This window comes from Bacillus sp. FSL M8-0063 (genome assembly GCF_038005545.1).
GTDB lineage: Bacteria > Bacillota > Bacilli > Bacillales > Bacillaceae_G > Bacillus_A > Bacillus_A wiedmannii.
Genome location: NZ_JBBOTJ010000004.1, coordinates 29,882 through 49,743 on the forward strand (window position 1 = coordinate 29,882; position 19,862 = coordinate 49,743).

At 42.8% G+C, this 19,862-nt stretch carries 36 protein-coding genes; 35 read left to right on the top strand and 1 reads right to left on the bottom strand.

Going from position 1 to position 19,862, the window contains the following annotated elements; all coding sequences use genetic code 11:
• Positions 1–34 precede the first annotated feature (34 nt).
• From MKX31_RS28125 to MKX31_RS28215, 19 genes are all read left to right on the top strand, one after another.
• Entirely contained in the window at positions 35–772 is a 738-nt protein-coding gene (locus MKX31_RS28125) for a hypothetical protein (protein ID WP_340981840.1), read from the top strand.
• A 58-nt stretch (positions 773–830) separates the two neighbouring features.
• On the top strand, positions 831–2,606 hold the full coding sequence (locus tag MKX31_RS28130) for a DNA polymerase (RefSeq protein ID WP_340981841.1): 1,776 nt from the start codon (positions 831–833) through the stop codon (positions 2,604–2,606).
• 120 nt (positions 2,607–2,726) lie between these two features.
• Positions 2,727–4,133, top strand: coding sequence for a hypothetical protein (locus MKX31_RS28135; RefSeq protein WP_340981842.1), 1,407 nt, complete (start codon positions 2,727–2,729; stop codon positions 4,131–4,133).
• A gap of 55 nt (positions 4,134–4,188) precedes the next feature.
• The gene (locus MKX31_RS28140) at positions 4,189–5,274 is read left to right on the top strand and encodes a DNA polymerase (protein ID WP_340981844.1); all 1,086 of its coding nucleotides are present in this window, start codon (positions 4,189–4,191) and stop codon (positions 5,272–5,274) included.
• A gap of 85 nt (positions 5,275–5,359) precedes the next feature.
• Entirely contained in the window at positions 5,360–5,845 is a 486-nt protein-coding gene (locus MKX31_RS28145) for a hypothetical protein (protein WP_340981845.1), read from the top strand.
• 1 nt (position 5,846) lies between these two features.
• Complete coding sequence (locus tag MKX31_RS28150) at positions 5,847–6,095, top strand: hypothetical protein (protein ID WP_340981846.1); 249 nt, start codon at positions 5,847–5,849, stop codon at positions 6,093–6,095.
• On the top strand, positions 6,092–6,988 hold the full coding sequence (locus MKX31_RS28155; protein WP_340981847.1) for a 3'-5' exonuclease: 897 nt from the start codon (positions 6,092–6,094) through the stop codon (positions 6,986–6,988). The genes MKX31_RS28150 and MKX31_RS28155 overlap by 4 nt, the downstream gene beginning before the upstream one ends.
• Complete coding sequence (locus tag MKX31_RS28160) at positions 6,961–7,176, top strand: hypothetical protein (RefSeq protein ID WP_340981848.1); 216 nt, start codon at positions 6,961–6,963, stop codon at positions 7,174–7,176. The genes MKX31_RS28155 and MKX31_RS28160 overlap by 28 nt, the downstream gene beginning before the upstream one ends.
• Before the next feature lie 186 nt (positions 7,177–7,362).
• Entirely contained in the window at positions 7,363–7,659 is a 297-nt protein-coding gene (locus tag MKX31_RS28165) for a hypothetical protein (protein ID WP_340981849.1), read from the top strand.
• On the top strand, positions 7,659–7,880 hold the full coding sequence (locus tag MKX31_RS28170; protein WP_340981850.1) for a hypothetical protein: 222 nt from the start codon (positions 7,659–7,661) through the stop codon (positions 7,878–7,880). Before MKX31_RS28165 ends, MKX31_RS28170 begins: the two co-directional genes overlap by 1 nt.
• A complete protein-coding gene (locus tag MKX31_RS28175; protein WP_340981851.1) occupies positions 7,877–8,002 on the top strand; it encodes a hypothetical protein in 126 nt (41 codons plus the stop codon). The genes MKX31_RS28170 and MKX31_RS28175 overlap by 4 nt, the downstream gene beginning before the upstream one ends.
• Positions 8,003–8,434: 432 nt before the next feature.
• Positions 8,435–9,262 (top strand): hypothetical protein, encoded by an 828-nt coding sequence (locus tag MKX31_RS28180; RefSeq protein WP_340981853.1) that lies wholly within the window; start codon positions 8,435–8,437, stop codon positions 9,260–9,262.
• Positions 9,244–9,741 (top strand): crossover junction endodeoxyribonuclease RuvC, encoded by a 498-nt coding sequence (locus tag MKX31_RS28185; protein ID WP_340981854.1) that lies wholly within the window; start codon positions 9,244–9,246, stop codon positions 9,739–9,741. Before MKX31_RS28180 ends, MKX31_RS28185 begins: the two co-directional genes overlap by 19 nt.
• A 22-nt stretch (positions 9,742–9,763) precedes the next feature.
• Positions 9,764–10,399: a deoxynucleoside kinase gene (locus tag MKX31_RS28190; RefSeq protein WP_340981855.1), complete on the top strand. Its 636-nt coding sequence runs from the start codon at positions 9,764–9,766 to the stop codon at positions 10,397–10,399.
• Entirely contained in the window at positions 10,399–11,589 is a 1,191-nt protein-coding gene (locus MKX31_RS28195; RefSeq protein ID WP_340981856.1) for a NupC/NupG family nucleoside CNT transporter, read from the top strand. Before MKX31_RS28190 ends, MKX31_RS28195 begins: the two co-directional genes overlap by 1 nt.
• A 91-nt stretch (positions 11,590–11,680) precedes the next feature.
• Complete coding sequence (locus tag MKX31_RS28200) at positions 11,681–11,983, top strand: hypothetical protein (RefSeq protein WP_340981857.1); 303 nt, start codon at positions 11,681–11,683, stop codon at positions 11,981–11,983.
• Positions 11,973–12,125, top strand: a complete 153-nt coding sequence (locus MKX31_RS28205) for a hypothetical protein (protein WP_340981858.1) — start codon at positions 11,973–11,975, stop codon at positions 12,123–12,125. The genes MKX31_RS28200 and MKX31_RS28205 overlap by 11 nt, the downstream gene beginning before the upstream one ends.
• A 93-nt stretch (positions 12,126–12,218) precedes the next feature.
• The gene (locus tag MKX31_RS28210; RefSeq protein WP_340981859.1) at positions 12,219–12,584 is read left to right on the top strand and encodes a hypothetical protein; all 366 of its coding nucleotides are present in this window, start codon (positions 12,219–12,221) and stop codon (positions 12,582–12,584) included.
• Positions 12,581–12,895: a DNA ligase LigA-related protein gene (locus MKX31_RS28215; protein ID WP_445661310.1), complete on the top strand. Its 315-nt coding sequence runs from the start codon at positions 12,581–12,583 to the stop codon at positions 12,893–12,895. Before MKX31_RS28210 ends, MKX31_RS28215 begins: the two co-directional genes overlap by 4 nt.
• On the opposite strand, the gene MKX31_RS28220 is transcribed toward MKX31_RS28215, so the two are convergent.
• Complete coding sequence (locus MKX31_RS28220; protein ID WP_340981861.1) at positions 12,892–13,272, bottom strand: helix-turn-helix domain-containing protein; 381 nt, start codon at positions 13,270–13,272, stop codon at positions 12,892–12,894. The two genes, MKX31_RS28215 and MKX31_RS28220, sit on opposite strands and share 4 nt — an antisense overlap.
• A gap of 512 nt (positions 13,273–13,784) precedes the next feature.
• Here MKX31_RS28220 and MKX31_RS28225 point away from each other — a divergent pair.
• The 16 genes from MKX31_RS28225 to MKX31_RS28300 all read left to right on the top strand — a co-directional run bounded on the left by MKX31_RS28225 (position 13,785) and on the right by MKX31_RS28300 (position 19,856).
• Positions 13,785–14,018 carry a hypothetical protein gene (locus MKX31_RS28225; protein ID WP_340981862.1) on the top strand — a complete coding sequence of 78 codons (234 nt, stop codon included), beginning with the start codon at positions 13,785–13,787 and terminating at the stop codon, positions 14,016–14,018.
• 89 nt (positions 14,019–14,107) lie between these two features.
• Positions 14,108–14,365: a hypothetical protein gene (locus MKX31_RS28230; protein ID WP_340981863.1), complete on the top strand. Its 258-nt coding sequence runs from the start codon at positions 14,108–14,110 to the stop codon at positions 14,363–14,365.
• Positions 14,366–14,441: 76 nt separating this feature from the next.
• Positions 14,442–15,020 (top strand): thymidine kinase, encoded by a 579-nt coding sequence (locus tag MKX31_RS28235; protein WP_340981864.1) that lies wholly within the window; start codon positions 14,442–14,444, stop codon positions 15,018–15,020.
• Position 15,021: 1 nt separating this feature from the next.
• Entirely contained in the window at positions 15,022–15,285 is a 264-nt protein-coding gene (locus tag MKX31_RS28240; RefSeq protein ID WP_264462796.1) for a hypothetical protein, read from the top strand.
• Positions 15,285–15,992 (top strand): 3D domain-containing protein, encoded by a 708-nt coding sequence (locus MKX31_RS28245; protein WP_340981865.1) that lies wholly within the window; start codon positions 15,285–15,287, stop codon positions 15,990–15,992. The genes MKX31_RS28240 and MKX31_RS28245 overlap by 1 nt, the downstream gene beginning before the upstream one ends.
• A gap of 102 nt (positions 15,993–16,094) precedes the next feature.
• Positions 16,095–16,271, top strand: a complete 177-nt coding sequence (locus MKX31_RS28250) for a hypothetical protein (protein ID WP_340981866.1) — start codon at positions 16,095–16,097, stop codon at positions 16,269–16,271.
• Positions 16,268–16,420 (top strand): hypothetical protein, encoded by a 153-nt coding sequence (locus MKX31_RS28255; RefSeq protein ID WP_340981868.1) that lies wholly within the window; start codon positions 16,268–16,270, stop codon positions 16,418–16,420. The genes MKX31_RS28250 and MKX31_RS28255 overlap by 4 nt, the downstream gene beginning before the upstream one ends.
• Positions 16,413–17,066, top strand: coding sequence for a deoxynucleotide monophosphate kinase family protein (locus MKX31_RS28260; RefSeq protein ID WP_340981869.1), 654 nt, complete (start codon positions 16,413–16,415; stop codon positions 17,064–17,066). The genes MKX31_RS28255 and MKX31_RS28260 overlap by 8 nt, the downstream gene beginning before the upstream one ends.
• A complete protein-coding gene (locus MKX31_RS28265) occupies positions 17,053–17,406 on the top strand; it encodes a sigma factor-like helix-turn-helix DNA-binding protein (RefSeq protein WP_327896707.1) in 354 nt (117 codons plus the stop codon). Before MKX31_RS28260 ends, MKX31_RS28265 begins: the two co-directional genes overlap by 14 nt.
• An 11-nt stretch (positions 17,407–17,417) precedes the next feature.
• Positions 17,418–17,993: a hypothetical protein gene (locus MKX31_RS28270; RefSeq protein WP_340981873.1), complete on the top strand. Its 576-nt coding sequence runs from the start codon at positions 17,418–17,420 to the stop codon at positions 17,991–17,993.
• Position 17,994: 1 nt separating this feature from the next.
• Positions 17,995–18,255: a hypothetical protein gene (locus MKX31_RS28275; RefSeq protein WP_340981875.1), complete on the top strand. Its 261-nt coding sequence runs from the start codon at positions 17,995–17,997 to the stop codon at positions 18,253–18,255.
• A 101-nt stretch (positions 18,256–18,356) separates the two neighbouring features.
• Entirely contained in the window at positions 18,357–18,704 is a 348-nt protein-coding gene (locus MKX31_RS28280; RefSeq protein WP_340981876.1) for a hypothetical protein, read from the top strand.
• A 22-nt stretch (positions 18,705–18,726) separates the two neighbouring features.
• On the top strand, positions 18,727–19,041 hold the full coding sequence (locus MKX31_RS28285) for a hypothetical protein (RefSeq protein WP_340981878.1): 315 nt from the start codon (positions 18,727–18,729) through the stop codon (positions 19,039–19,041).
• Positions 19,038–19,175, top strand: coding sequence for a hypothetical protein (locus tag MKX31_RS28290; protein WP_327896702.1), 138 nt, complete (start codon positions 19,038–19,040; stop codon positions 19,173–19,175). The genes MKX31_RS28285 and MKX31_RS28290 overlap by 4 nt, the downstream gene beginning before the upstream one ends.
• A gap of 67 nt (positions 19,176–19,242) precedes the next feature.
• On the top strand, positions 19,243–19,680 hold the full coding sequence (locus tag MKX31_RS28295) for a hypothetical protein (protein ID WP_340981880.1): 438 nt from the start codon (positions 19,243–19,245) through the stop codon (positions 19,678–19,680).
• Complete coding sequence (locus MKX31_RS28300; RefSeq protein ID WP_340981882.1) at positions 19,680–19,856, top strand: hypothetical protein; 177 nt, start codon at positions 19,680–19,682, stop codon at positions 19,854–19,856. The genes MKX31_RS28295 and MKX31_RS28300 overlap by 1 nt, the downstream gene beginning before the upstream one ends.
• Positions 19,857–19,862 lie beyond the last annotated feature (6 nt).

The following is a 19,862-nucleotide window of genomic DNA, read 5'->3' on the forward strand; positions in this document are numbered from 1 at the left end:
GAAACGCCAATAACTCACAAAGGGGATTGATATTATGTCATTTATCGTATCTAAAGGAACGGAAGCGGTCGAAGCTGCATTAACGGAAAAAACGGACACATCGAAAATGCTCGTACAGGTTAAAGTCGGCAAGGTGTTTAAGGTTCGTGCATTACCTATGGCGGTAGTTAATTATTACGCACACGGTGTGTACAAAACGTTCAATACGACGCCATGTACGAAACCTATGGGAATCGAAGATCTTTACGATAAGGCTACGAACATGTTATACGATGATGCGAAAGCTGCTGCGGACGCGGGTGCATCGGAAGACGAAGTTAAGAAGTTAAAAGATCGCGCTTATCAGATGAAAGCGAAAGAACGATTCATGATCGGATTCGTTAATTTAGAAGATGGGCAACCGATTATCGCCGACTTTACTTCGAATCAAGGAAAAGGGATCGTCGCTATTATGCAAAAATATGCGAAACGTCTCGATAAATTCCCGTTCGAATTAACGAAAACAGGCGCATCAACTGATACGAAAGTATCGTTCTCATTACTGTTAGATCCCGAAGAAGATTTAACGGAAGCTGAACAAAAGAAATTCGAAGAGTCGAAAGGTTACGAGTTCCCTATGGACGCGTTTGGCGAAGTGCTATCGATTAACGATCAAGCGCAACAAATCGAAGATCTACGCGCATTCGGTTTCGATATCGCTCGTTTAGGCTTAGGTGGCGAAGAGAAAACGGAAGAGCAAAAAGAAGAAGGCAAGGGCGATACAGGATTTTAAGAGATAGGGCGCTATATGCGCTCTTTCTTTTTATCTAAAATACGAAAGGATTGGTCGTATGAAACTGGACTTAAAAATTAATTTAGTGATGGCGGATAATAGCGAAGCTAAACGAAGCCGATCGAAAGAAGTCAAAAAGAAAGTATCGGACGCTAACGAAACAATTCAAGAAGCGTTACAACGAATTTCTAAAATGTCATTGACGAAAAAAGAAGCCGCACAAGTCGAAGCCGCGATCGAAGCCATTAACGCGGGTAAGGCGGGAAGAATTAAAGAGGGCAAAATGTCAAAGGGCGAAGCATGTACGATCGGCGAAGTATTCCGAAGACAGAACGAAGTCGCAATACGTAAGCAACGCATACGAGACGTACTCGACAATCATCCGAAAAATTTCCACGTATTAACGGAAGATCGTCAATTAGAGCCGTTTCTTAATAGATTGCGTGAAGAAGTACGATTACAAATGGCGCAATGGAAAGATAGATTCGAAATGCTAGGCGTAAAGTCATTAACCGCAAACGATTTCGAGGGTACGGGAATCGATTCGTTTCTAGATCTATCGATAGGTTTTTCGATATGGTTGCCGATATTAAACGAAGGTTACTATCTAGCGTATGGGCACGTCGAGATCGAAGACGAGTCGATCCCGTCGGAATATGCGCACAAAGATAGCGATCAGCAATTAACAAGATCGAAAGCACTCGCGGCAATTACGCCGTACTTATCGAATGGAGATCACGGGAAATCGTTTCATATGGGAAGCGCTCGTTACGATTTACATATTGCCGAAAATGACGGCTACACAATTAACGGCTGCATATGGGATTCACTGGACGCAATGAAAATCATGACGGAATCACTAGATCGATACGGTTTAAAACCGTTAATCCAGCGATACGGAAGTCGATTTTTAGGGATTCATAACGAAGTTTATACGTTCGACGATCTATTCGGTGCGCGATCACCTGCACCATTTAATACGACTATTGTAGGGATCTACGCAATATACGACGTTTACTACAGTTGGAAGTTGACCGAATGGCAATTCGAAACAATGAAGAAAACGGATCGACTTCTAGAATGTTACGCACTAGTCGATAGTAAGTTGCCGCAAGTTGATACGTATTTAATGCGATCAGGATTCCACGTAGATCTCGACGAGCTGCGAGGACTAGAAGATGAATTCAGACGGAAAGCCGAAGAAGCTACGCAAGCCGTATACGACGCATATCGAATCGACGCTGAATTTCTAGAGGCGATGGCGTATACGAATAACAGTAAGAAGATTATCGAATGGCGTACGAAGAATAAAAAGAAACTCGATACGTTAGACAAGCGATTAACGAAGATAGGCGCGGACAGGTCGAAGGCTGAATATGAAAACAAGACTCATACGAAACGCTATGCGGACATTCTCGCAAGACAACAAAAGCATAGAGGCGAAAGACTTGCGTTACTGGACGTTATCAAGCACGACGATCACCCGCACAAGATCGAATCCTTCGAATTCACTAACGGAAATCATATCGGTTACTTAATCTACGATCATCTAGGGATTAAGGATCGTACGTACAAGATCCAAAAAGGAAAGAAACGATCGACATCGGCGGACGTACTGAAAATGTACTTCGAAGACGAGCCGACATTAAAACCACTCGCAACGGTGGCGGAATACCAAACGTTATTAAATACATTCGTATTGAAAATCCCGCAAGTAATGGAAGTAGACGGGCGTTTTCATTCGAAGTTTGATGCGGGCGGAACGACTACGGGGCGCTATAGTTCTGCGGCATACAACGGAAGACCGATCGACATACTGGACGAATTTAGATAGGGCGCTATATGCGCTCTTTCTTTTTTTTATATAGATGAAACCCGAATCGAAAATGTGGTGCGTTTATATAGGCGTAAGGACATAGAGCCTTAACAAAACAATTGAAAGAGGTAATTAATTATGAATAACACACAAGCAAATGAAATTAAAATCGGTGCAATCGTAACAGGAGCGCAAGCAATCGAAGCATTACAAACGTTCAAGATCCGCAATACGGAAGATCCTAACTTTACATTTTGGTTTAATGATGAAGGTACGTTATTAGGACACGGAATGGGCGTAGCTGCTGAACCACTAAAGCGCGACCGCGATATCACATATTTCATGAAACACAAATTCGAAGTAATCGAAACTATTAAACCCGCATTCGAGCACGGCGATCTAGTAGAAATCGTATCGGCGAATGCCGACGCTGAACTATCGAAGGGTGAAATCGTAAGATTCGATAAGTACCGCGATGGATTCTATCCAGTACGAGTTGTTAAAGAAAACGGTGTAGGCGCGATCATCTTCGAAAATGATATGCGCAAGCTAACGGACGAAGAAGTACGAGCACATGAAAAGGCGGTGCATAAACGTAAAGCTAACGCATTAGTAAAAGGCGATATCGTTAAGGTTAAAAATGGCGACGCATTCGGATCGAAATACGAAACGGGCGATCTAGTCGTAGTAGTTCGTCAAGATCCACATGATAGCGAAGTACCTGTACGAGTTGCTCCGCTAGATAAAGGCGAAGGCTATGTCGATAGCGAATGGGCACGATTCTATGAAATCGAATTCCCAACGAAAGAGGAAATCGAACAAGCGAAAGCAATCGTAAAAGTTACGAAGGTCGCTGCGGGTACATTAATCCGAATCACTGGACGCGATGCAACGAAGCCGAAGTACGGCGATCACACATTATCAAGCGGAAGAGTAGTCGAGGTATCTAGATTGCGCGCAGGTAGTAAAGATGCAATTCGCGGTTTCGTAGATGATCCGAAAACTGGAAAAGGTAACTTCGAATATACAGTACATGCGGGCGACTTCGAAGTACTAACGAAAGACGAAATCAAAGCGCACGAAGCTAGAAAGTTAGATTTATCGAAAGGTTCATACCTAGTAGTTACGCATAAAGGCGCGGGCGAAATCGAATTGGGAACGATAGTTGTATCTAGCGGTGTAACGAATAGCGACGGCGTAGAAGTTAACGATCTAGAAGGTAATGCGCTAGGGTTCAAATACGCATACAACTTACGAAGAGCCGAAGCGTCAGAAGTCGAAAAGGCTAAAGAAGACATGAAAGAAGCGAAAGCACGTAAGATGTTCGAGAAGTTAGGGCGTTATTATGGCGAAATCAAAGCGGGCGATATTGTTCGCGTAACAGATACACTGGGCGGAGACTTTAAAGTAGGGGAAGTTGCCGAAGCGCAAAACGAAAACGGATTAGCTTTCCGTGTAGTACTAGTAGCGAATAACCCAACACAAAAAGGGTGCTACGCCGAAGTAGAGCTTATTACACCAGTAGAACAACGATTAGATAAATAAAGAATAGGACGCCTTCGGGCGTTCTTTTTATATCCAACGAAAAGGAGACGATAATATGGCGGCATTTCCTATCGACGTTAACGATAGCAATTATATCGATGTTGTAAAGAAACTCGTACAAAATGACGATAAGGTATCGAAAGGATCGAATCTACAAAACATTCCCGCTAGATCTCGCGAAGGAAAGCGAGTACGTGGCGCATTTAAACCGCGTGAAGGTTGGTTTTATTTAGCTGCGGATTTATCGCAAATTGAACCGCGAATCATGGCGCATATCATGTGGACGGTATACGGTGATAATTCACTACGATCTATTTTTACTGCGGGCAAGGATCTATATACGACAATGGCGATGATGGTATTTAAGTTAGACGAAAAGTATTGCGTAGACAAGGCGTATGATCCTACGGGATCTTTCCAACCCCGCGCACTAATGAAAACGGGCGTACTAGCGAAATCTTACGATCAGAAGGTCGATAATTTCTGTACAAATATGAGCGTGTCGCGCGAGGTTGGTCTAGACTTCTACGAGAAGTTCGATACGGCGTTTCCATCGTTTATGCAAATGGTTCGCGACAAACGTAAATTCGCGTACGATCACGGATATAGCGAGACATTATACGGACGAAAGCGCCGCTTCCCTTATCTCGCTGAACATTCGAAACTAGTAAAACGTAATGAGCGCAAACTTATGGATTTCTATATTGAACGTAAGCGAGTACGTAAGCAATACGCGGAATCAAAGGCGGATCATTTAAAAGAACGTCTCGACGAATTAGAAGAGTTAATAAAACCACTCGCGGATATGCGCAATATGGTTTCGTACTGGGAACGGGCTTCGTTCAATAGTGTAATTCAAGGTACGGGCGCGGATATCCTAAAGATTAACATGATCGGATTATACGAAGAGTGCGTTAAACGTGGTTGGTATTTTAACGCAAGTATTCACGATGAAATTAAAGTCGAAGTACCTGCGAAGGATCTAACGAAAGAAAACTGCGATCTGATTACTAAGTATATGACGGAATCCGTAGAACTATCGTTACCGCTAAAATCAGATACCGTTATAGAAACGGTTTGGGGTGCTGAATACGATCCCGACGACTGGGACTTCGAAAAACAAATACCGAAAGTTTCATAGAGTTAACCGAAAGGGCGATCTTTCTTGCGTTTATATAGGCGTAAGGGAAATCGCCCTTAAATTTTATTTGAAAAGAGGAATTAAAATGTTCGACTCTATTAAAAAGGTAAAAGAGAAAGTAATTAACTATTTAGGAAGAGAAACAACATACACGAAGAAAGATGCGGTAATTGATATCGCCGTAGGCGCGGGGTCTGTATTCGTTTTTGTAGAGTTAGCGCGTCAAGGTAGTTTTGTATCAGTCGGAGCATTCGCTGCGGTAGCAATGGCGGGGAACTTCGCGAAAGGTATGGTACTAGGCGAGACACGCGGTCGTAAGAAGTTAGGGGGCGAGGTTACGAAAGAAGCGCCGAAGGTAGCGACGATTCGAAATCTGATCGCACAAGAAAACCTCGACGAAACGTTTGTCGTACGATTCTATACGAAGAATGGAAAACCGATCATGCAATCAGCTAAACCGATTTATACGTACATGAATGCGGTTATCGAAGGATCGGAAGGACTCGAAAATATAGAGTTAGCCGCATCGTTTAATATCGAAAAATACTATACACGTAAAGGGGATAAGTAATATGCACGCAATCTACGATAAAAAGAAAAATACGGTATTGGTCGAAATGACGCCGCAAGAATTGGCGCTACAAGTAGTAGTAAACGGATCTACTTCGTTACACTGGGTAAAAGAAAATCGCATGGGCGGAAATCAAAATGTATCGATGGAAATGCTAGAGGGCGAAAAAGGTCACAATAAATTTAGTAGCTATAACACATTGCGCGACATTATGGAAGAAGTAAAAGCCGAAGGAGGTTACGGACAATGACGACATTATTCAATTATGAAAACGTACTAGCGAATGCACCTGCGAAAGAGGTATTTACGGTATTCGACTTCGAAACGACTGGACTCGATTATATGAGTGAACAAGTCGTAGAGGTTGCTGCAATCAGAACGGACTTAAAACGAGAACTAGGACGCCTACATATGTACGTATGTTTAGAGAGTGGAAAAGTATTGCCGCAATTCTTAATCGATAATACAGATCTACGCGATCACATGCTAGTAAATGGCGTTACTGAATTGCATATGATGATCGTATTACAAGGGTTCATCGGTAATAGTACGTTAGTTGCGCACTACCTTCCGTTCGACGGCGCGTACTTATCGACATACGGCATCAAGCCCGAAACATTCTTATGTACACGATCAATCGAACGTTTCCTAAACTGGGGAGAGTCGGCAAGTCTAGAACCTACGGCAAAACGTCGAGGCGTTAAGTTAGAGGGTGCACATAGAGCGATGAACGACGTAGAAGCGACTATCGGTGTATTAGCATCGCAATTACAAGAAATCGAAGCACGACGCATTCCACGCGCTCATATTTCGAATATGATTATCGATAGCGACGAGCGACCGAACCGTTTCAGCCCCGTACATGCGAAGGTTAAAACGAAGAAGGAAATCGAGCTAGTAGGTACGCGAATCAAAGTTCGCAACAAAGCAAACCGATTCCATAACGAAAAAGGGACGATCACCGAAGCGTACATGTACGGCGTAGTAGCCGAAAACAAGGCGGCGGAAATCGAAGCTAATAAAGGCGTACGCAAACTAGTAATTCAACTAGATAACGGATTAGGCGAAACGGTACTAGAGGAGCAATTCGTCAAGTATAACGGGGGTTTTAAAGCATGGTCGAATATGAAATTCACGAAGTAATTAGCGAAAAGCGAATGCGCAAGCTAACATACGAAATGACTTCGCAAGGGTTGCGACCAATCGTTAAACGTTTTACTAACGTAGAAATGACGGTAGGCGCACCGAATAATCTAACAACAATTAAAGTGGACTTCGGCTCGAATCTATGGGACGTAATGAAGAAGTGCGGCTACGTGGCAGTCGCTTAATATATACGAAGATAGGGCGGCGTATGGTCGCTCTATTTTTTTTATTTATTTATTATTGAAATGACAAAGGTGTCTGTTTAATATAATGGAAAAGAAAGAAAAGTAGCCGATAGACGGGCTTAACTGCGGATGTGACGACTAAGGCGCGGGACTTAAATATAAAATAATGATAAGTTTGTCATATACATGAAATTAACTAAAGGATATTCAGAAAAGCTATTTACACTTACGATAGAACAAGGAATCGAGCCAAAGTACTTCGCAATCTGCGATTACGGTGTAACTGGCTTCGCTGCGATTATCGTAGCTACTGACGATCAGGCGGCGGAAAGATTCTACGATAATGTGATCGGAAGCGATTCGCCATTATGTCAGAAGTTCGGATGTACTGCGATGGAGGTCGGACTAGATAATGCAATGCGAGCGCGAGGCGTTGGCGTTAAGACTTACGATGCATTTGGATTACAGGAGGTTTCGAAATAATGAATAGATATGGAATCAAATTAGAAAATACGCAAGGATATCGATTAATAGTAAAGGCAACAAACGAAAAAGGCGCATTAAATACGTTCTTCTACTATATGAGTATGGACGAAGATCACGTTATGCGATCGGCATATACTGCGGAAGAGTTGAGCGAATACGCAATAGCGAAGATCTTTGAAGCGCAACAAGTATCTATCGTCGAAGAGGTGACGAAATGATTAAAGCACGCATTAAATTGAAATCAGGCGAGATCGTAACGAAAACATTCGATAGTATTTCGGAACTGGACTCGTTTCTACATAACGGCGGGCACGAACTAATACGAGCAATCGAGAAATAGGGCGCTATATAGGCGCTCATTTTTGTGCGTAAAAATAAACTTGACAGATAACCGGAAGTATGCGTAGTCGTGCGTTTATATAGGCGTAAGTAATTAACGATCATTGACAACTATATAGGAGGCGATAGGGTGAGTAGTTTATTTAAACCCGTAAACGTGCTAGGCACGGCGACAAAGACGACCGCACCAAAATCGAAGAAAGATATCTCAGAGCTTCCGAAACGTGGCGATAGCGACGTAGCAAATCGTTTTCTAGATATGCTCGACAAATGGCACGGATCTCAGGAAGTTTGGGACGACGATCTCGACGCGCAAATACACCTATGGGAATACGAGATTCGTACGACCAATAAGAAGCGCCTACCGTGGGGGAAACGCGGTACAAAGTATTTCACGCCATCGAGCACGAATAGCGATAGCCGCGAATTGTACATGAAACACGTTAAGTCACCTCGTGATAAACATACGGGGCGTCCGCATCAAGGGCGATGGACTCGAATGGGTACTGCATACGGCGATATGATCCAACGTGATCTACTATTCATCGAAAAGCATTGGAAAGCGCAATTCGGCGAAGATCCGCCATTCGTACCATACTATATCGAAGTTAATGGGAAACGTTATCCCGCGTGGGAAAAGTTCAGTCAAACGATCTCACACGTTGAGCATAACGGGCAATTAGTTTCGATACTGGGGCAATGTGACGGAATTCTCGTAGATACGAAGACGGGCGAACTAGTGCTGCTAGAAGTAAAGTCGAAGCAAACGACGAGCGCACAAACGGGATTCTATTCGATGAAAGAAGTCGGCGAGGATCACAAAATGCAATCGATCACGTATTCGATGTTGTTTAAAGATATGCACATTAGTCGAGGGATTGTATTATACGGCAATCTATCGAAAAAGTCGTGGATCATGAGCGAAGAAGATTATATCGCAAATCCCGATATTAGGGCATTCGAAATCGATTTCGCACAAGAAACGCAACAACGAATTATGGACAAGTTCAAACATATTCTAGATTGCGTAGATGCGAAGAAACCGCCGAAATTCGATGTAACGAAATTCACGTTCAATTCATTCAAGGAAGCGACCGTTAAGTCGTTGACTGCCGAAGAATATGCGGAAATTAACGAACAAGTAAAACGTATTTCAAGATCCCGTATGCCGCAATGGAAGAAAAATAGCGTATTAGAGGCATGGCGCTATATCGAGGGAAATTGGAAAGGTGACGACGCACAATGCGACGCCGCTTTCTAGGACTCGATCTTTCATTAGCGAGCGCGGGCGTAGCGATCATCGATCTAGAAGACGGGAAGTTAGATCTTGTTCACAAATTCCGCATTAAAACGAATCCGAGGCAACGACACGGGCAACGCCTACACGTAATCGCGACGGAACTCAAAAAGGCATCGATAGAATTCGCGCCATTCGATACGATCATCCGCGAAAAGGGGTTTTCTAGATTCGCACAAACTACGCAAGCATTATTTAAAGTCGTAGGTGTTAGCGATCTAGTATTGCGAGATTATGCGATCGAAGAGATTTCGCCGACAACGATTAAACGCGTAATGACAGGCGACGGAAAGGCGGATAAAGCTGCGGTGGAAAAAGCCGTACGCCGCTATCTGAATTTAATCGATGATTTTATCTTTATATCTGACGATGAATCCGACGCGTGTGCGGTTATTCTAACTCATTTAGTAGAGAAGAAAATTATCGAGAAGAGGGGTAATTAATATGCACAAGGGGGAAAAGAATGTGATCGTAATCGACGGCGTAGTAGGCTGCGGAAAGTCTACACTAGCGGAATTAATAGAAAAGGAAATCGGTATTAAACTATATCCCGAAATCGGAGGTCAGGACACGTTAAATCTGCTCGATCGATTCTATGCGAAGAAAACACGATGGGCGTTTACTACGCAAATCCACTTCTTAAATACGAGATTCGCGCAAATCAAAGAGATTCACCGCAAAGACGGCGGGATCTTAGATCGTTCGATCTTCGGCGATAGAATCTTCGCGGAAATGTTAGCGGAAGATCTCGAAGATGGCGGTGAGGGCATGACGTGGGAAGAGTACCGTACATACGATACGTTACTAGATTCGATGTTAGAACATGCGAAAGAGCCTACGTTACTAATCTATCTAGAGTGCGACGTAGATACGGCGATCGATCGTATCGCTAAACGTAATCGCGGAATCGAAAGCGAAGTCGAGCGCGGCTACTGGGAACGCCTAAACGCAAAGTATACGAAATGGTACACGACGTACGATAAGTCTCCAAAAATCAAAATTAACGTAGCCGAACTCGACTATGCAAATAGCGAGGAAGACAAAAAGAAAGTCGTACAGATCGTTAAAGACGCATTAATTAAAATCGGGAGGTTACAATAATGATTAGAGGATTAATAGGAATTATGGCGATTCTAGCGATCGCCTTTCTACTATCGAAGGATAAACGCAATATCAAACTACAACCTATTATCGTAGGTTTGGCGATGCTGATCGGCTTCGCTGCGTTCGTAATGAAGTCAGATATCGGAATCGCTGCGTTAGCTGCTGCAAGTAATGGAATTCAACACTTCATGGGCTATTCGAAGGGCGGGATCGAATTCGTATTCGGCGATCTAGCGACTGGGAATTTCGTATTCTTCTTCCATGCATTAATGGTTATCGTGTTCATTAGTTCGTTAGTATCGTTACTATACTACTTCGGCATTATGCAAAAGTTTGTTAATGCACTAGGTACTGTTATCGCGAAATTAATGGGCGTATCTAAATTAGAGGGCGTTAATGCGGTCGGTTGCGTAGCGTTAGGCGCATCGGAAGCACCGATCTTAATTAAACCGTATCTAACGAAATTAAGTAAGGCGGAATTATTTACGGTAATGACTTCGGCACTAGCATCGGTAGCGGGTTCGATCTTAATCGGGTACGCCGCACTAGGTATCGAATTAAAATACTTATTAACGGCTGCGGTTATGGCGATTCCATCGGCGTTACTTATCGCAAAAATTATTATGCCTTCGACTGAAAAGTCGGAAGTACAAGACATCGCATTAGTTAAGGATAAGGAAAGTGCGAATATGTTCGATGCTATGGCACGAGGCGCACAAGAAGGAATACAGATTGTAGTTTCCGTCGCTGCTATGTTAATGGCATTTATCGCAATCGTGGCGTTCTTTAACGGCATTATTGGCGGTATCGGCTCATTATTCGGCGTACAGGGCTTATCGATCGAATTAATTCTAGGTTACTTATTCGCGCCGTTGGCGTGGGTGATCGGCGTACCTGCTGCGGACGTAATGCAAGCTGCGACGTTCATCGGACAAAAGACGGTATTAAACGAATTCGTAGCGTTTGGATCACTGATCGACGCAACTATGTCACTTAAAGCGACTATGATCGTAACATTCGCGCTATGTGGCTTCGCTAACTTTAGCGTAATCGCGATTCTATTAGGATCAATCGGAGCGTTAGCGCCTTCTATTCGTCCTAAGGTTGCGAAACTGGGATTACTGGCATTAACTGGCGGACTGTTGGCGAACTTATTAAGCGCTGCGGTCGCGGGTATGATGTTTTAAAATATGAGAATTAAAGGGCGGGATCTTCGGATCTCGTCTTTTTTGCGTTTATGCGGCGTTTATATAGTCGTAAATATAAGGAGGCGATCGTATGGAAATTACACCACGATATATCATTGCGATTTATGACACGAAAGAAGATAGGGACACGGCAAACAATGTATATAAGGGCTTTTACAAAGGAACGTTTATGGAAAATAAGCTAAAGATCGAAGCTATCTGCGTAGGCGATCAAATTCGCGGCAAGCATTGGCAAGGACAACGCATCGGAAAGGTAATCGACTGTACTACGAAGCGACCGATTAATTTTAATTGGTGGTATAGACACGTTAAACCGTTTTTAGCGCTAGATTGCAAATTCGATCATGGCGAGGTGTTTATTAATGAAATCTAAAGAACTAGAAGCGAAAACATTCGTAATCACGTTTAAGGGCGACGTTTCTGCTAGAAGATTAGAAGACGCACTATATCACGGATTGGAGCGCAAACGAGGAAACGTGGCGATCATTCAGTATAAAAGAGGTGGTAAACGATGAAAAGAACGATCAGTAAATTAATCGATACTGCGGCATTATTCGTCGTACTATCGTTAGTATGGGCGCAATCAGTATTCGGGAGGGATCGCCGTCATGATTAAATTAACACATGCGAAGACAGTCGGCGAGCTTATCGAAGTCTTATCGCAATATAGATTCAGTACACCGATCAATACGTCTTGTAACGAATGTCGTCACGGTTGGTCGGGCGGATCTGTTAGCGTAGAAGATTTTACGAATCAAACATACGGATATATAGACCTACATATAAACCAATCGGGATATAAATCGAATCTATCGCGCGATAAGAAGATCTTTAAATGCTATCAAATGGCGCACCTACTGGGGTATGATACTTCGGAAATGCCGTGCTGCTTTTACGATATGCTAGACGAAAATCTACACGTAGCGTATACGGATTTATGGAAAGAGTTGTTCGAAAGGTTTACAAGGATATGAACGAAGCTATTCGCGATAAGATCACGCAACGACGTCACCAAATCATGGTACATTCGTGTATTTACTATCAATACAATACGAATATCATAGACGATCATACTTACGATCGATGGGCGATGGAACTGGGTGACCTTCATGCGCAATATCCTGCGGAAGCAAAAGTCGCTGAAATGGCGAAAGAGTTCGAAGGATTCACGAAGGAAACCGCATCGGGCTTCGATCTAGCGTATCACGATCCGCGTGCAGTTCGAAAGGCTGCGTGGTTAATCGAATTTCATAAAGAACAAATAAAAAAGAGGCGCTCAATTTAATGAGTCGCCTTTTCTCTTTGTTTTATATTATGAATACTATCGCTTTCCGTGTATTCGGTATTTTGTATTGGTACTGTTATCATAATGTCGGTAATGTCACAACCCAGTACGCTGCATATGCGCACAAGATGTGTAACGTTTAATAATAACGCTCGATTCTCGCAAATGTCATTTACAGTCGGTTGATTTAGCCCGCTTAATTCGGCTAGTGATCGTTGTGATAATCCGATCTTTTCAAGGTATTCACGTAATACAAATCGTATGCCCGTACCTGTATTTGTACGGTGTAACGGCTCGAATTCCTTGTATTTAGCCTTTTCCCAACGTGGCTCGTCTTTTGTAGCATTGTAGAAATTCACATACTTTAAATTGTTCATCTATATAACCCCCGATAATATCGATATCCTATTAATATGTACTTATTTTACCACATTTATGCGCACCGCTGCAACGTTTAAAATTTATTATTGACATACTTGCGGTATCGTTATATGATTAACTCAACAAATTAATACGACGTAGGTTTCAGAAATAGAACAAATGAATTTATTCGAAATATCTGTTACAACTGTGGTGGTAACGAAACGAGAAGAAAATGTCTTTAACTTAACGGCAAACAGTGAATGTATAAAGATATCGTAAGAGGTCGTCGAATCGGAGCTAGCGCCTACATGGGAAGTTCATTATTATGATAAGGCTAAACGAAGCCGAATCGATTGGATTCGATCAGAAACCGAGATACAAGCATCGCAATTACTGTGCGAAAAAGTTAAAGATAACGTGTATTTTGTTGATAAGATCGTTAGAAGAAATCGAAATGCTCGATTAATTTTTTAACTATAATTACGCAACTTGCGTAACGAGAACATACGACGGGGGATATTTTAATATGAGAAACATTACAACTACATTAGAAATAAACGCATTAGTAGAAATGGCGGCACACGCTCGACTAGTTGCGTCGCAATCCGATAACATGGATCTAATGATCGCATCGGGCGAAATGGCTAAATCAGTCGAAGAAATGATCGTAAATACATCGTATACGCCCGCTGAATTTCATCGAATGTCTATCAATAGATATAAGAAATTAGTAGAAGAGCAAACGAAGGACGTCGAATAGGGCGTCTTTTAAGTCGTTATAAGTACTTGATTAATTACGCAAGTTGTGTAATAATATTCGTGGATAATTAAATGCGGAGGTTATTATATATGAATATGCAACAAACGGGACGATCATCGATCACGGTAATTTTTAGATTGGCTGCGCTAATCACGGCGGTACTTTTCGGGGTATTCGCTATCGTCAGTTTTCTCGAAGACGGCTACGGAAATGACGGCGTTTTCGGCGGGATCGTACTCTTAGTATTGGGCGGGCTATCTGCTGCGCTATTTATGTTCATGGCGACGGTCATCGAACTGAAAGAAGCCGCGCTAATCGAATTACGACAACTTAACGAAAAAGAATAGAACATCGAAGAAGGACGCCTACGGGCGTCTTTTTTTGCGTTTATATAGGCGTAAGCAACCGAAAGGAGGGTGCTATATGAGTGCAAAGGCATACGCAAAACTAGGCGTAATGGCTGCGGGGAAGTCGTTAGAACTTCTTAAAACTGCGGACACGTACGAACGATCGGGGCGTAGGGTTCTCGTATTTAAACCGAGTGCAGATACGCGTGAAGGCGACGATCGTGTAGTTAGTAGAATCGGAATTGGTCATACGGCGAAGGCGATAGATCCCGATAGAGGTGCGGGCACGGTGCTAGCATTCGCAATCATGCGAAGCCCCGACGTTATTCTAATCGACGAAGCGCAATTCTTATCACGATATTGTATCGAGGGTATTATTACGCAAATAGTCGATAAGAGAGACATTCCCGTAATATTCTACGGACTGAAAACGAACTTCAAAGGCGAGCTATTCGAAGGATCTGCGGCATTATTCGCACTAGCGGACGACGTTTCCGAGATTAAGGGATTATGTCAATGCTGCGATCGTAAAGCTACGATGAATCTACGATTCGTAGACGGCGAGCCAACGAAGCAAGGCGAAGAAGTACAGATCGGCGACGAGGAATACAAAAGCGTTTGCCGCAAACATTTCTATAACTGGGAGGAATTTTAATATGAAAGTCAAAACACAAACGAAAAAGAATCTAGTACCTATTAAATGCGAATTACGTGTCGCACCAACCGATCCAAAAACGTTTCATCTAATCGAATTGAAAACAGGGAAAGAAAAGCTCGTGGCGTTCGGCGCGATCTTCCCGCTAAAAGGATCGAAGAACTTCTTAAATGAATTAAAACAAGATCTACGAATCGAAATCGTTAATCAGGTCGAATATTTCCGCGGCGTGCGTAAGGCGATTAAAGAAGGATTGATGTCATAATGAGAAAACTACGAGTATTACTGATCGTATTCGGCTTTATGCTCACGTTTACCGCCATGACGCTATCTATCGATAAGATGCGAGAATCTAAGGTAACTATCGAAAATCTCGAAAATAACCTAGCACGCGAAAAGGCGAATCATAATAGCGTTAAGGAGGATCGCAAGAAATCCGAAGATAAGGTCTACGAACTGAATTCGAAAGTTAACGAACTAGAGATCGAAGTGGGCGCATTACAACAAGATTTAGCCGTAGAGCGCGAGAATTATAATAAGACGAAACTCGAAGATCATTCGAAGAGTGAAGTTATCGAAAACTTAACGGGCGAGGTCGATAAGCTAAAAAAGACACGGGCGTCCATCGTTGATAAGCAAAAGAAGGTAGAGCCGCAAAAGGCGAAGCCGTCCGAAGCTAACGAAGGTGGGCGCAAAATAGATATGAGAGTTACGGCGTACGGTGCTGATTGCATCGGCTGCGAAGGGAAGACGGCTAGCGGAACGGACTACACACAAGGTCGTACGCTCGCTTGTCCACCGCAATATAAATTCGGCACTAAGATCAGTATTCCCGATCTAGGTAGTACATATATTTGCGAGGATCGCGGCGGCGCAATACAGGGCAATACGTTCGATATGTTTCACGGATCTAGCGAGGCTGCGACGGCATCGTTCGGCGTGAAATATGTAACGGGATATATACGAGAGTGAGGGCTATACGCCTTCGCTCTTTTTTATTTGCCTACATCGCCGCAAACCGCATCATGACGCGTTTATATAAGCGTAAGAACAACAACGAAAAGAGGCGATGAAATGAAACATATAGTAGTAGGGAATTTATTTACATGGATCGGGTCGGGCACGTTTGCAATTGGAATTCAATACGGCGTAAATGGTAATCCGTTCGGACAATTTATCCAATTTGCATTGGCTATGGTCATGCTTTCGTATGGTATGAGTCAGATCGTGAAGGGCGGTAAAGAGCTATGAGATTCGGAATCGCTATGTATTTAGGTCTTTTATGTACGGCGGGCGCTATCCGCTATCTAGATGCGCAAAATTTACCGATGTCGATCGTTATTGGTATTTGTGCGGTCGTAATGTTCTCGAATGCGAAAGGAGCTTTTAAAGATGAATAATACGGTAATTATCGGCATCGCGGGCAAGATGCGAACGGGAAAAGATACGATCGCCCGATTAATGGCGAAGGATCGTCGCGGTAAGTTTCAACGTGGCGCATATGCGGACGAACTAAAAATGCAAGTGGATCGCAAGTACGGAAAGCAAGAAAGCGGGAAGCGCCGTGCATTGCTGCAACACGAAGGACAAGAAGAGCGCAAACATGATGCATTAGTTTGGATCAAACGACTACAACCGAAAATCGACTTCTTACGATCAACGGGACATAACGTAGTTATCACGGACGTACGACAACAAAATGAAATCGACTCGCTGCGAGAACAGGGCGCATATATCATTCGCGTAAATGTGAGCGACGAGATCCGAAAGCAACGCATTATCGATGCGGGCGACGAGTTCAAAGAAGAAGATTTCTATCACGAGACAGAAACGGCAATCGAAGCATTCGAAGTAGATTACGAAATCAATAACGAAGGCGGCTTAATTCAACTAGTGCAACAACTGGAAGCGATTCTATTAAGCATTCATAACATCGAACGTCGTCGCGTTGCTGCTGCGAAATCGTGGCGTGAATTTATGGAGAAGATCAATTCAGATCTACAAACGATTTCACGTAAGGAGGCGTTAAGAAATGGGCGTATCTAACTTCGATAAACAGGCGGCAACAAAACGATTAGAAGTACGTTTCGAATTACGTACGATCGTAGGTGTTAAAAAATTACTAGAACAACAACATAATATACGCTCTACGGCGGAAGCACGCGGCGATATGGCTGCAATCGATATGTTAGCGGATCTAGAGAACGCAATCTATCAGGCGGAACTTACTGCGTTGCAAGCTCGCTGCATTGAACTTCGATATAATCAAGACTTAACAATGACGGACACGGCGTTACGTATGGGCGTAGATACATCGACGGCAAGCCGTAATACACGTAGCGCACTAAAGAAAATAGCCGACGTTTATACGGCGTGGGAATACTAGGGGGAAGTACAATGACAAAGGCAACTGAAACGAAGATTACTAACATCGAAGAATATAAGATCAACTTTACGAGAATGTTTGTCGGCGACTATAAAGCCGTATTGATCGAAGAGGCTCGCAAGCTAGTCGAACTAATGCTACCGATTAATGATCGTATGGCTGCGGTAGAGTTCTTACTAGACGCATATGTAAGACAAACGGGTAAAATGCCGAATAAAGTACGCATTCGCAACGATAAGAATAAGATGATCGATGTATGCGAATATCTAGCGGATCATATTCTATACGAAGCGTTAGAAGGCGACGCACGCGTAGATAAAATTACGTTAGAAGAATATCCCGTAATGACGGACAACCAAAACAAACGACGTATGTTAAGTCGTGGCGAAATTCCGATCGATTTAAATATGGCGTGCCGTACGTATGGTGCGGACGGTAACAACTATCGTAAGCAAGGGCGGAGAAAATTAAAGCCTTATGAACAAGAAAGACTTACGAAAGCACAAGACGAAGCGTTAGCGAATCGTAACGAGGCTTATCGAAAGGCGACGAATCCTAGCAAAATCACACGAAAGAGGGTCGCTTAATATGTTCGAAAAGTTCTTCGCACGATTCAGAAAAGCACCGCACGTACGTAAAGTATTGCGTGATAACTATCTAGATCTTACGAAAGGGCAATACGAAAACTTATGCGACTGGGGAAACATACACGTCAATATGATTCCAATATCGAAGGAATATCGACTATACGACGGTATAAATATAATTGAAGTGTTTCATAAGAATGCGACGTTTAAATTATATACCGAAGTCAGTAATAATAAGGTTTTTAGAGCTTACGTTATGTAGGCTCTTTTTTATTTACAATTATTTATTGACACCTTTATGATATCGATTTTATTAATCTAATTAAGCAACATGCGAAAAAAGTTACGAAAGGGGTGCTCATAATGAAAAAAGAGCAAATTAAAATCGCTATTATCGCACTATTACAAGAAAACGACGAGTTATTAGTAAAAGAAATCGCAACAAAGTTAAACGATCGTTATCACGGTGGTTACGAGCAATACACGAACGAATACATTTTAGAGTTATTACAGGAAATTCAAGCGGACAACGGCGTAACTGGTGGATCTTTAGAGTTATCAGCGCCTACGCAAGTAGTCGCACAAGATCCAACGATATCGGGCGTACTAGTAGTTCCGTTACCGTGGGATTTCTATTATAGATTACAACCGTGGAAACGGTACACGCTGAAAGCGATTAAGCGTCGCGCGGTTCGTAGAATGTTCTATTAAAATAACGAAAGAGGTTGATATTATGTTTAAGAAAATCACGAAATTAACTATTGTACTAGGAATGGCGGCAACATTATTCACGGGCTGCGTATATGCGGACGAAAAAGAAGAGACTGTACAACGCTATGAGATCGGTCATATTGAATTTATAGGCGTAAGTGAAGATCCGAACGATAACGTCGTAATCTATCTTTCAGAAATTGACGAATCACTAAGCGTCGAGCATGGCGAAATTATCGAAGTTACATACGGACAGGCTCACGATGATATCAAAAACGTGAAGAAAACGAACGATGCGCGATATGACATCAGCGATAAGGCGGGAGTTGAGCTATGAACGAAAAATACATGAAGTTACTAGAGCGTGTATACGGTCTATTTGAAAGTCGAAAGTGTACCGCAAAATGGTTCGATGATACCGCGGATCACATACATAAAAAATTATGGAAATTGGAAACGAAGGACGCCTAAATGGGCGTCTTTTTTGCGTTTATGTAGGCGTTAGGATGACGAAAAAATACGATAAGGAGGCGATTATATGAGTAAAATCTATATCGCGGTAAGTAAAACGACGGGTCAATTATTGACAGGTGCAAAAGGGCAAGCGGCATTCGAAGATCGTAATTTCTTAGGTCGTTCGATGGGTCAAACGAATAACAAAAAGGGTACGTACTACGTAATCGAAGTAGATTCGCAAGAATTGATCCGAACGACTACGAATGAGCAAGAATTTAAGATTCACGTAATCAATACTGCGGGCGGTATGTGGCGAGGATCACACGTAGAAATGATTATGCCGAAAGGTTTAAGCGACGTTAGCTGCGGCGATATGCACGAGTGTCCCGAAGATGCGAATTTAGAACGTGATCTAGATTTCGTACGAGATATTCCCGAAATGATGGAAGCCGCATACAAAGCGGGCTTGCGTGGCGATAAGTTCGTAGTAACTTACGAAGAAGAAGGCGAGGAAGAATAGTGGTTACGGCGGGCGTATTAATCGACGGGTGCGGACTAACTACGATCCCGTGCCCGAAATGTCGAGAAGAAGGGCGAGAAAAGAATCTACTATGGCGATATGATCGCGGTGCTTACGTTCATTACGAATGTGATCTACTGTCATGCGCATATGAAAGGTATGTAGACAATGTATAACGTAAA

Excerpts from the sequence above, each read along its gene's own strand:
- MKX31_RS28125 (WP_340981840.1), top strand. The coding sequence starts at position 35 with ATGTCATTTATCGTATCTAAAGGAACGGAAGCGGTCGAAGCTGCATTA.
- MKX31_RS28175 (WP_340981851.1), top strand. The coding sequence starts at position 7,877 with ATGATTAAAGCACGCATTAAATTGAAATCAGGCGAGATCGTAACGAAA.
- MKX31_RS28130 (WP_340981841.1), top strand. The coding sequence starts at position 831 with ATGAAACTGGACTTAAAAATTAATTTAGTGATGGCGGATAATAGCGAA.
- MKX31_RS28285 (WP_340981878.1), top strand. The coding sequence starts at position 18,727 with ATGTTTAAGAAAATCACGAAATTAACTATTGTACTAGGAATGGCGGCA.
- MKX31_RS28155 (WP_340981847.1), top strand. The coding sequence starts at position 6,092 with ATGACGACATTATTCAATTATGAAAACGTACTAGCGAATGCACCTGCG.
- MKX31_RS28265 (WP_327896707.1), top strand. The coding sequence starts at position 17,053 with ATGGGCGTATCTAACTTCGATAAACAGGCGGCAACAAAACGATTAGAA.
- MKX31_RS28210 (WP_340981859.1), top strand. The coding sequence starts at position 12,219 with ATGATTAAATTAACACATGCGAAGACAGTCGGCGAGCTTATCGAAGTC.
- MKX31_RS28290 (WP_327896702.1), top strand. The coding sequence starts at position 19,038 with ATGAACGAAAAATACATGAAGTTACTAGAGCGTGTATACGGTCTATTT.
- MKX31_RS28160 (WP_340981848.1), top strand. The coding sequence starts at position 6,961 with ATGGTCGAATATGAAATTCACGAAGTAATTAGCGAAAAGCGAATGCGC.
- MKX31_RS28180 (WP_340981853.1), top strand. The coding sequence starts at position 8,435 with ATGAAACACGTTAAGTCACCTCGTGATAAACATACGGGGCGTCCGCAT.
- MKX31_RS28230 (WP_340981863.1), top strand. The coding sequence starts at position 14,108 with ATGAATATGCAACAAACGGGACGATCATCGATCACGGTAATTTTTAGA.
- MKX31_RS28220 (WP_340981861.1), bottom strand. The coding sequence starts at position 13,272 with ATGAACAATTTAAAGTATGTGAATTTCTACAATGCTACAAAAGACGAG.
- MKX31_RS28255 (WP_340981868.1), top strand. The coding sequence starts at position 16,268 with ATGAGATTCGGAATCGCTATGTATTTAGGTCTTTTATGTACGGCGGGC.
- MKX31_RS28150 (WP_340981846.1), top strand. The coding sequence starts at position 5,847 with ATGCACGCAATCTACGATAAAAAGAAAAATACGGTATTGGTCGAAATG.
- MKX31_RS28225 (WP_340981862.1), top strand. The coding sequence starts at position 13,785 with ATGAGAAACATTACAACTACATTAGAAATAAACGCATTAGTAGAAATG.
- MKX31_RS28135 (WP_340981842.1), top strand. The coding sequence starts at position 2,727 with ATGAATAACACACAAGCAAATGAAATTAAAATCGGTGCAATCGTAACA.
- MKX31_RS28195 (WP_340981856.1), top strand. The coding sequence starts at position 10,399 with ATGATTAGAGGATTAATAGGAATTATGGCGATTCTAGCGATCGCCTTT.
- MKX31_RS28295 (WP_340981880.1), top strand. The coding sequence starts at position 19,243 with ATGAGTAAAATCTATATCGCGGTAAGTAAAACGACGGGTCAATTATTG.
- MKX31_RS28165 (WP_340981849.1), top strand. The coding sequence starts at position 7,363 with ATGAAATTAACTAAAGGATATTCAGAAAAGCTATTTACACTTACGATA.
- MKX31_RS28270 (WP_340981873.1), top strand. The coding sequence starts at position 17,418 with ATGACAAAGGCAACTGAAACGAAGATTACTAACATCGAAGAATATAAG.
- MKX31_RS28240 (WP_264462796.1), top strand. The coding sequence starts at position 15,022 with ATGAAAGTCAAAACACAAACGAAAAAGAATCTAGTACCTATTAAATGC.
- MKX31_RS28250 (WP_340981866.1), top strand. The coding sequence starts at position 16,095 with ATGAAACATATAGTAGTAGGGAATTTATTTACATGGATCGGGTCGGGC.
- MKX31_RS28140 (WP_340981844.1), top strand. The coding sequence starts at position 4,189 with ATGGCGGCATTTCCTATCGACGTTAACGATAGCAATTATATCGATGTT.
- MKX31_RS28205 (WP_340981858.1), top strand. The coding sequence starts at position 11,973 with ATGAAATCTAAAGAACTAGAAGCGAAAACATTCGTAATCACGTTTAAG.
- MKX31_RS28145 (WP_340981845.1), top strand. The coding sequence starts at position 5,360 with ATGTTCGACTCTATTAAAAAGGTAAAAGAGAAAGTAATTAACTATTTA.
- MKX31_RS28245 (WP_340981865.1), top strand. The coding sequence starts at position 15,285 with ATGAGAAAACTACGAGTATTACTGATCGTATTCGGCTTTATGCTCACG.
- MKX31_RS28280 (WP_340981876.1), top strand. The coding sequence starts at position 18,357 with ATGAAAAAAGAGCAAATTAAAATCGCTATTATCGCACTATTACAAGAA.
- MKX31_RS28235 (WP_340981864.1), top strand. The coding sequence starts at position 14,442 with ATGAGTGCAAAGGCATACGCAAAACTAGGCGTAATGGCTGCGGGGAAG.
- MKX31_RS28215 (WP_445661310.1), top strand. The coding sequence starts at position 12,581 with ATGAACGAAGCTATTCGCGATAAGATCACGCAACGACGTCACCAAATC.
- MKX31_RS28185 (WP_340981854.1), top strand. The coding sequence starts at position 9,244 with ATGCGACGCCGCTTTCTAGGACTCGATCTTTCATTAGCGAGCGCGGGC.
- MKX31_RS28275 (WP_340981875.1), top strand. The coding sequence starts at position 17,995 with ATGTTCGAAAAGTTCTTCGCACGATTCAGAAAAGCACCGCACGTACGT.
- MKX31_RS28200 (WP_340981857.1), top strand. The coding sequence starts at position 11,681 with ATGGAAATTACACCACGATATATCATTGCGATTTATGACACGAAAGAA.
- MKX31_RS28170 (WP_340981850.1), top strand. The coding sequence starts at position 7,659 with ATGAATAGATATGGAATCAAATTAGAAAATACGCAAGGATATCGATTA.
- MKX31_RS28260 (WP_340981869.1), top strand. The coding sequence starts at position 16,413 with ATGAATAATACGGTAATTATCGGCATCGCGGGCAAGATGCGAACGGGA.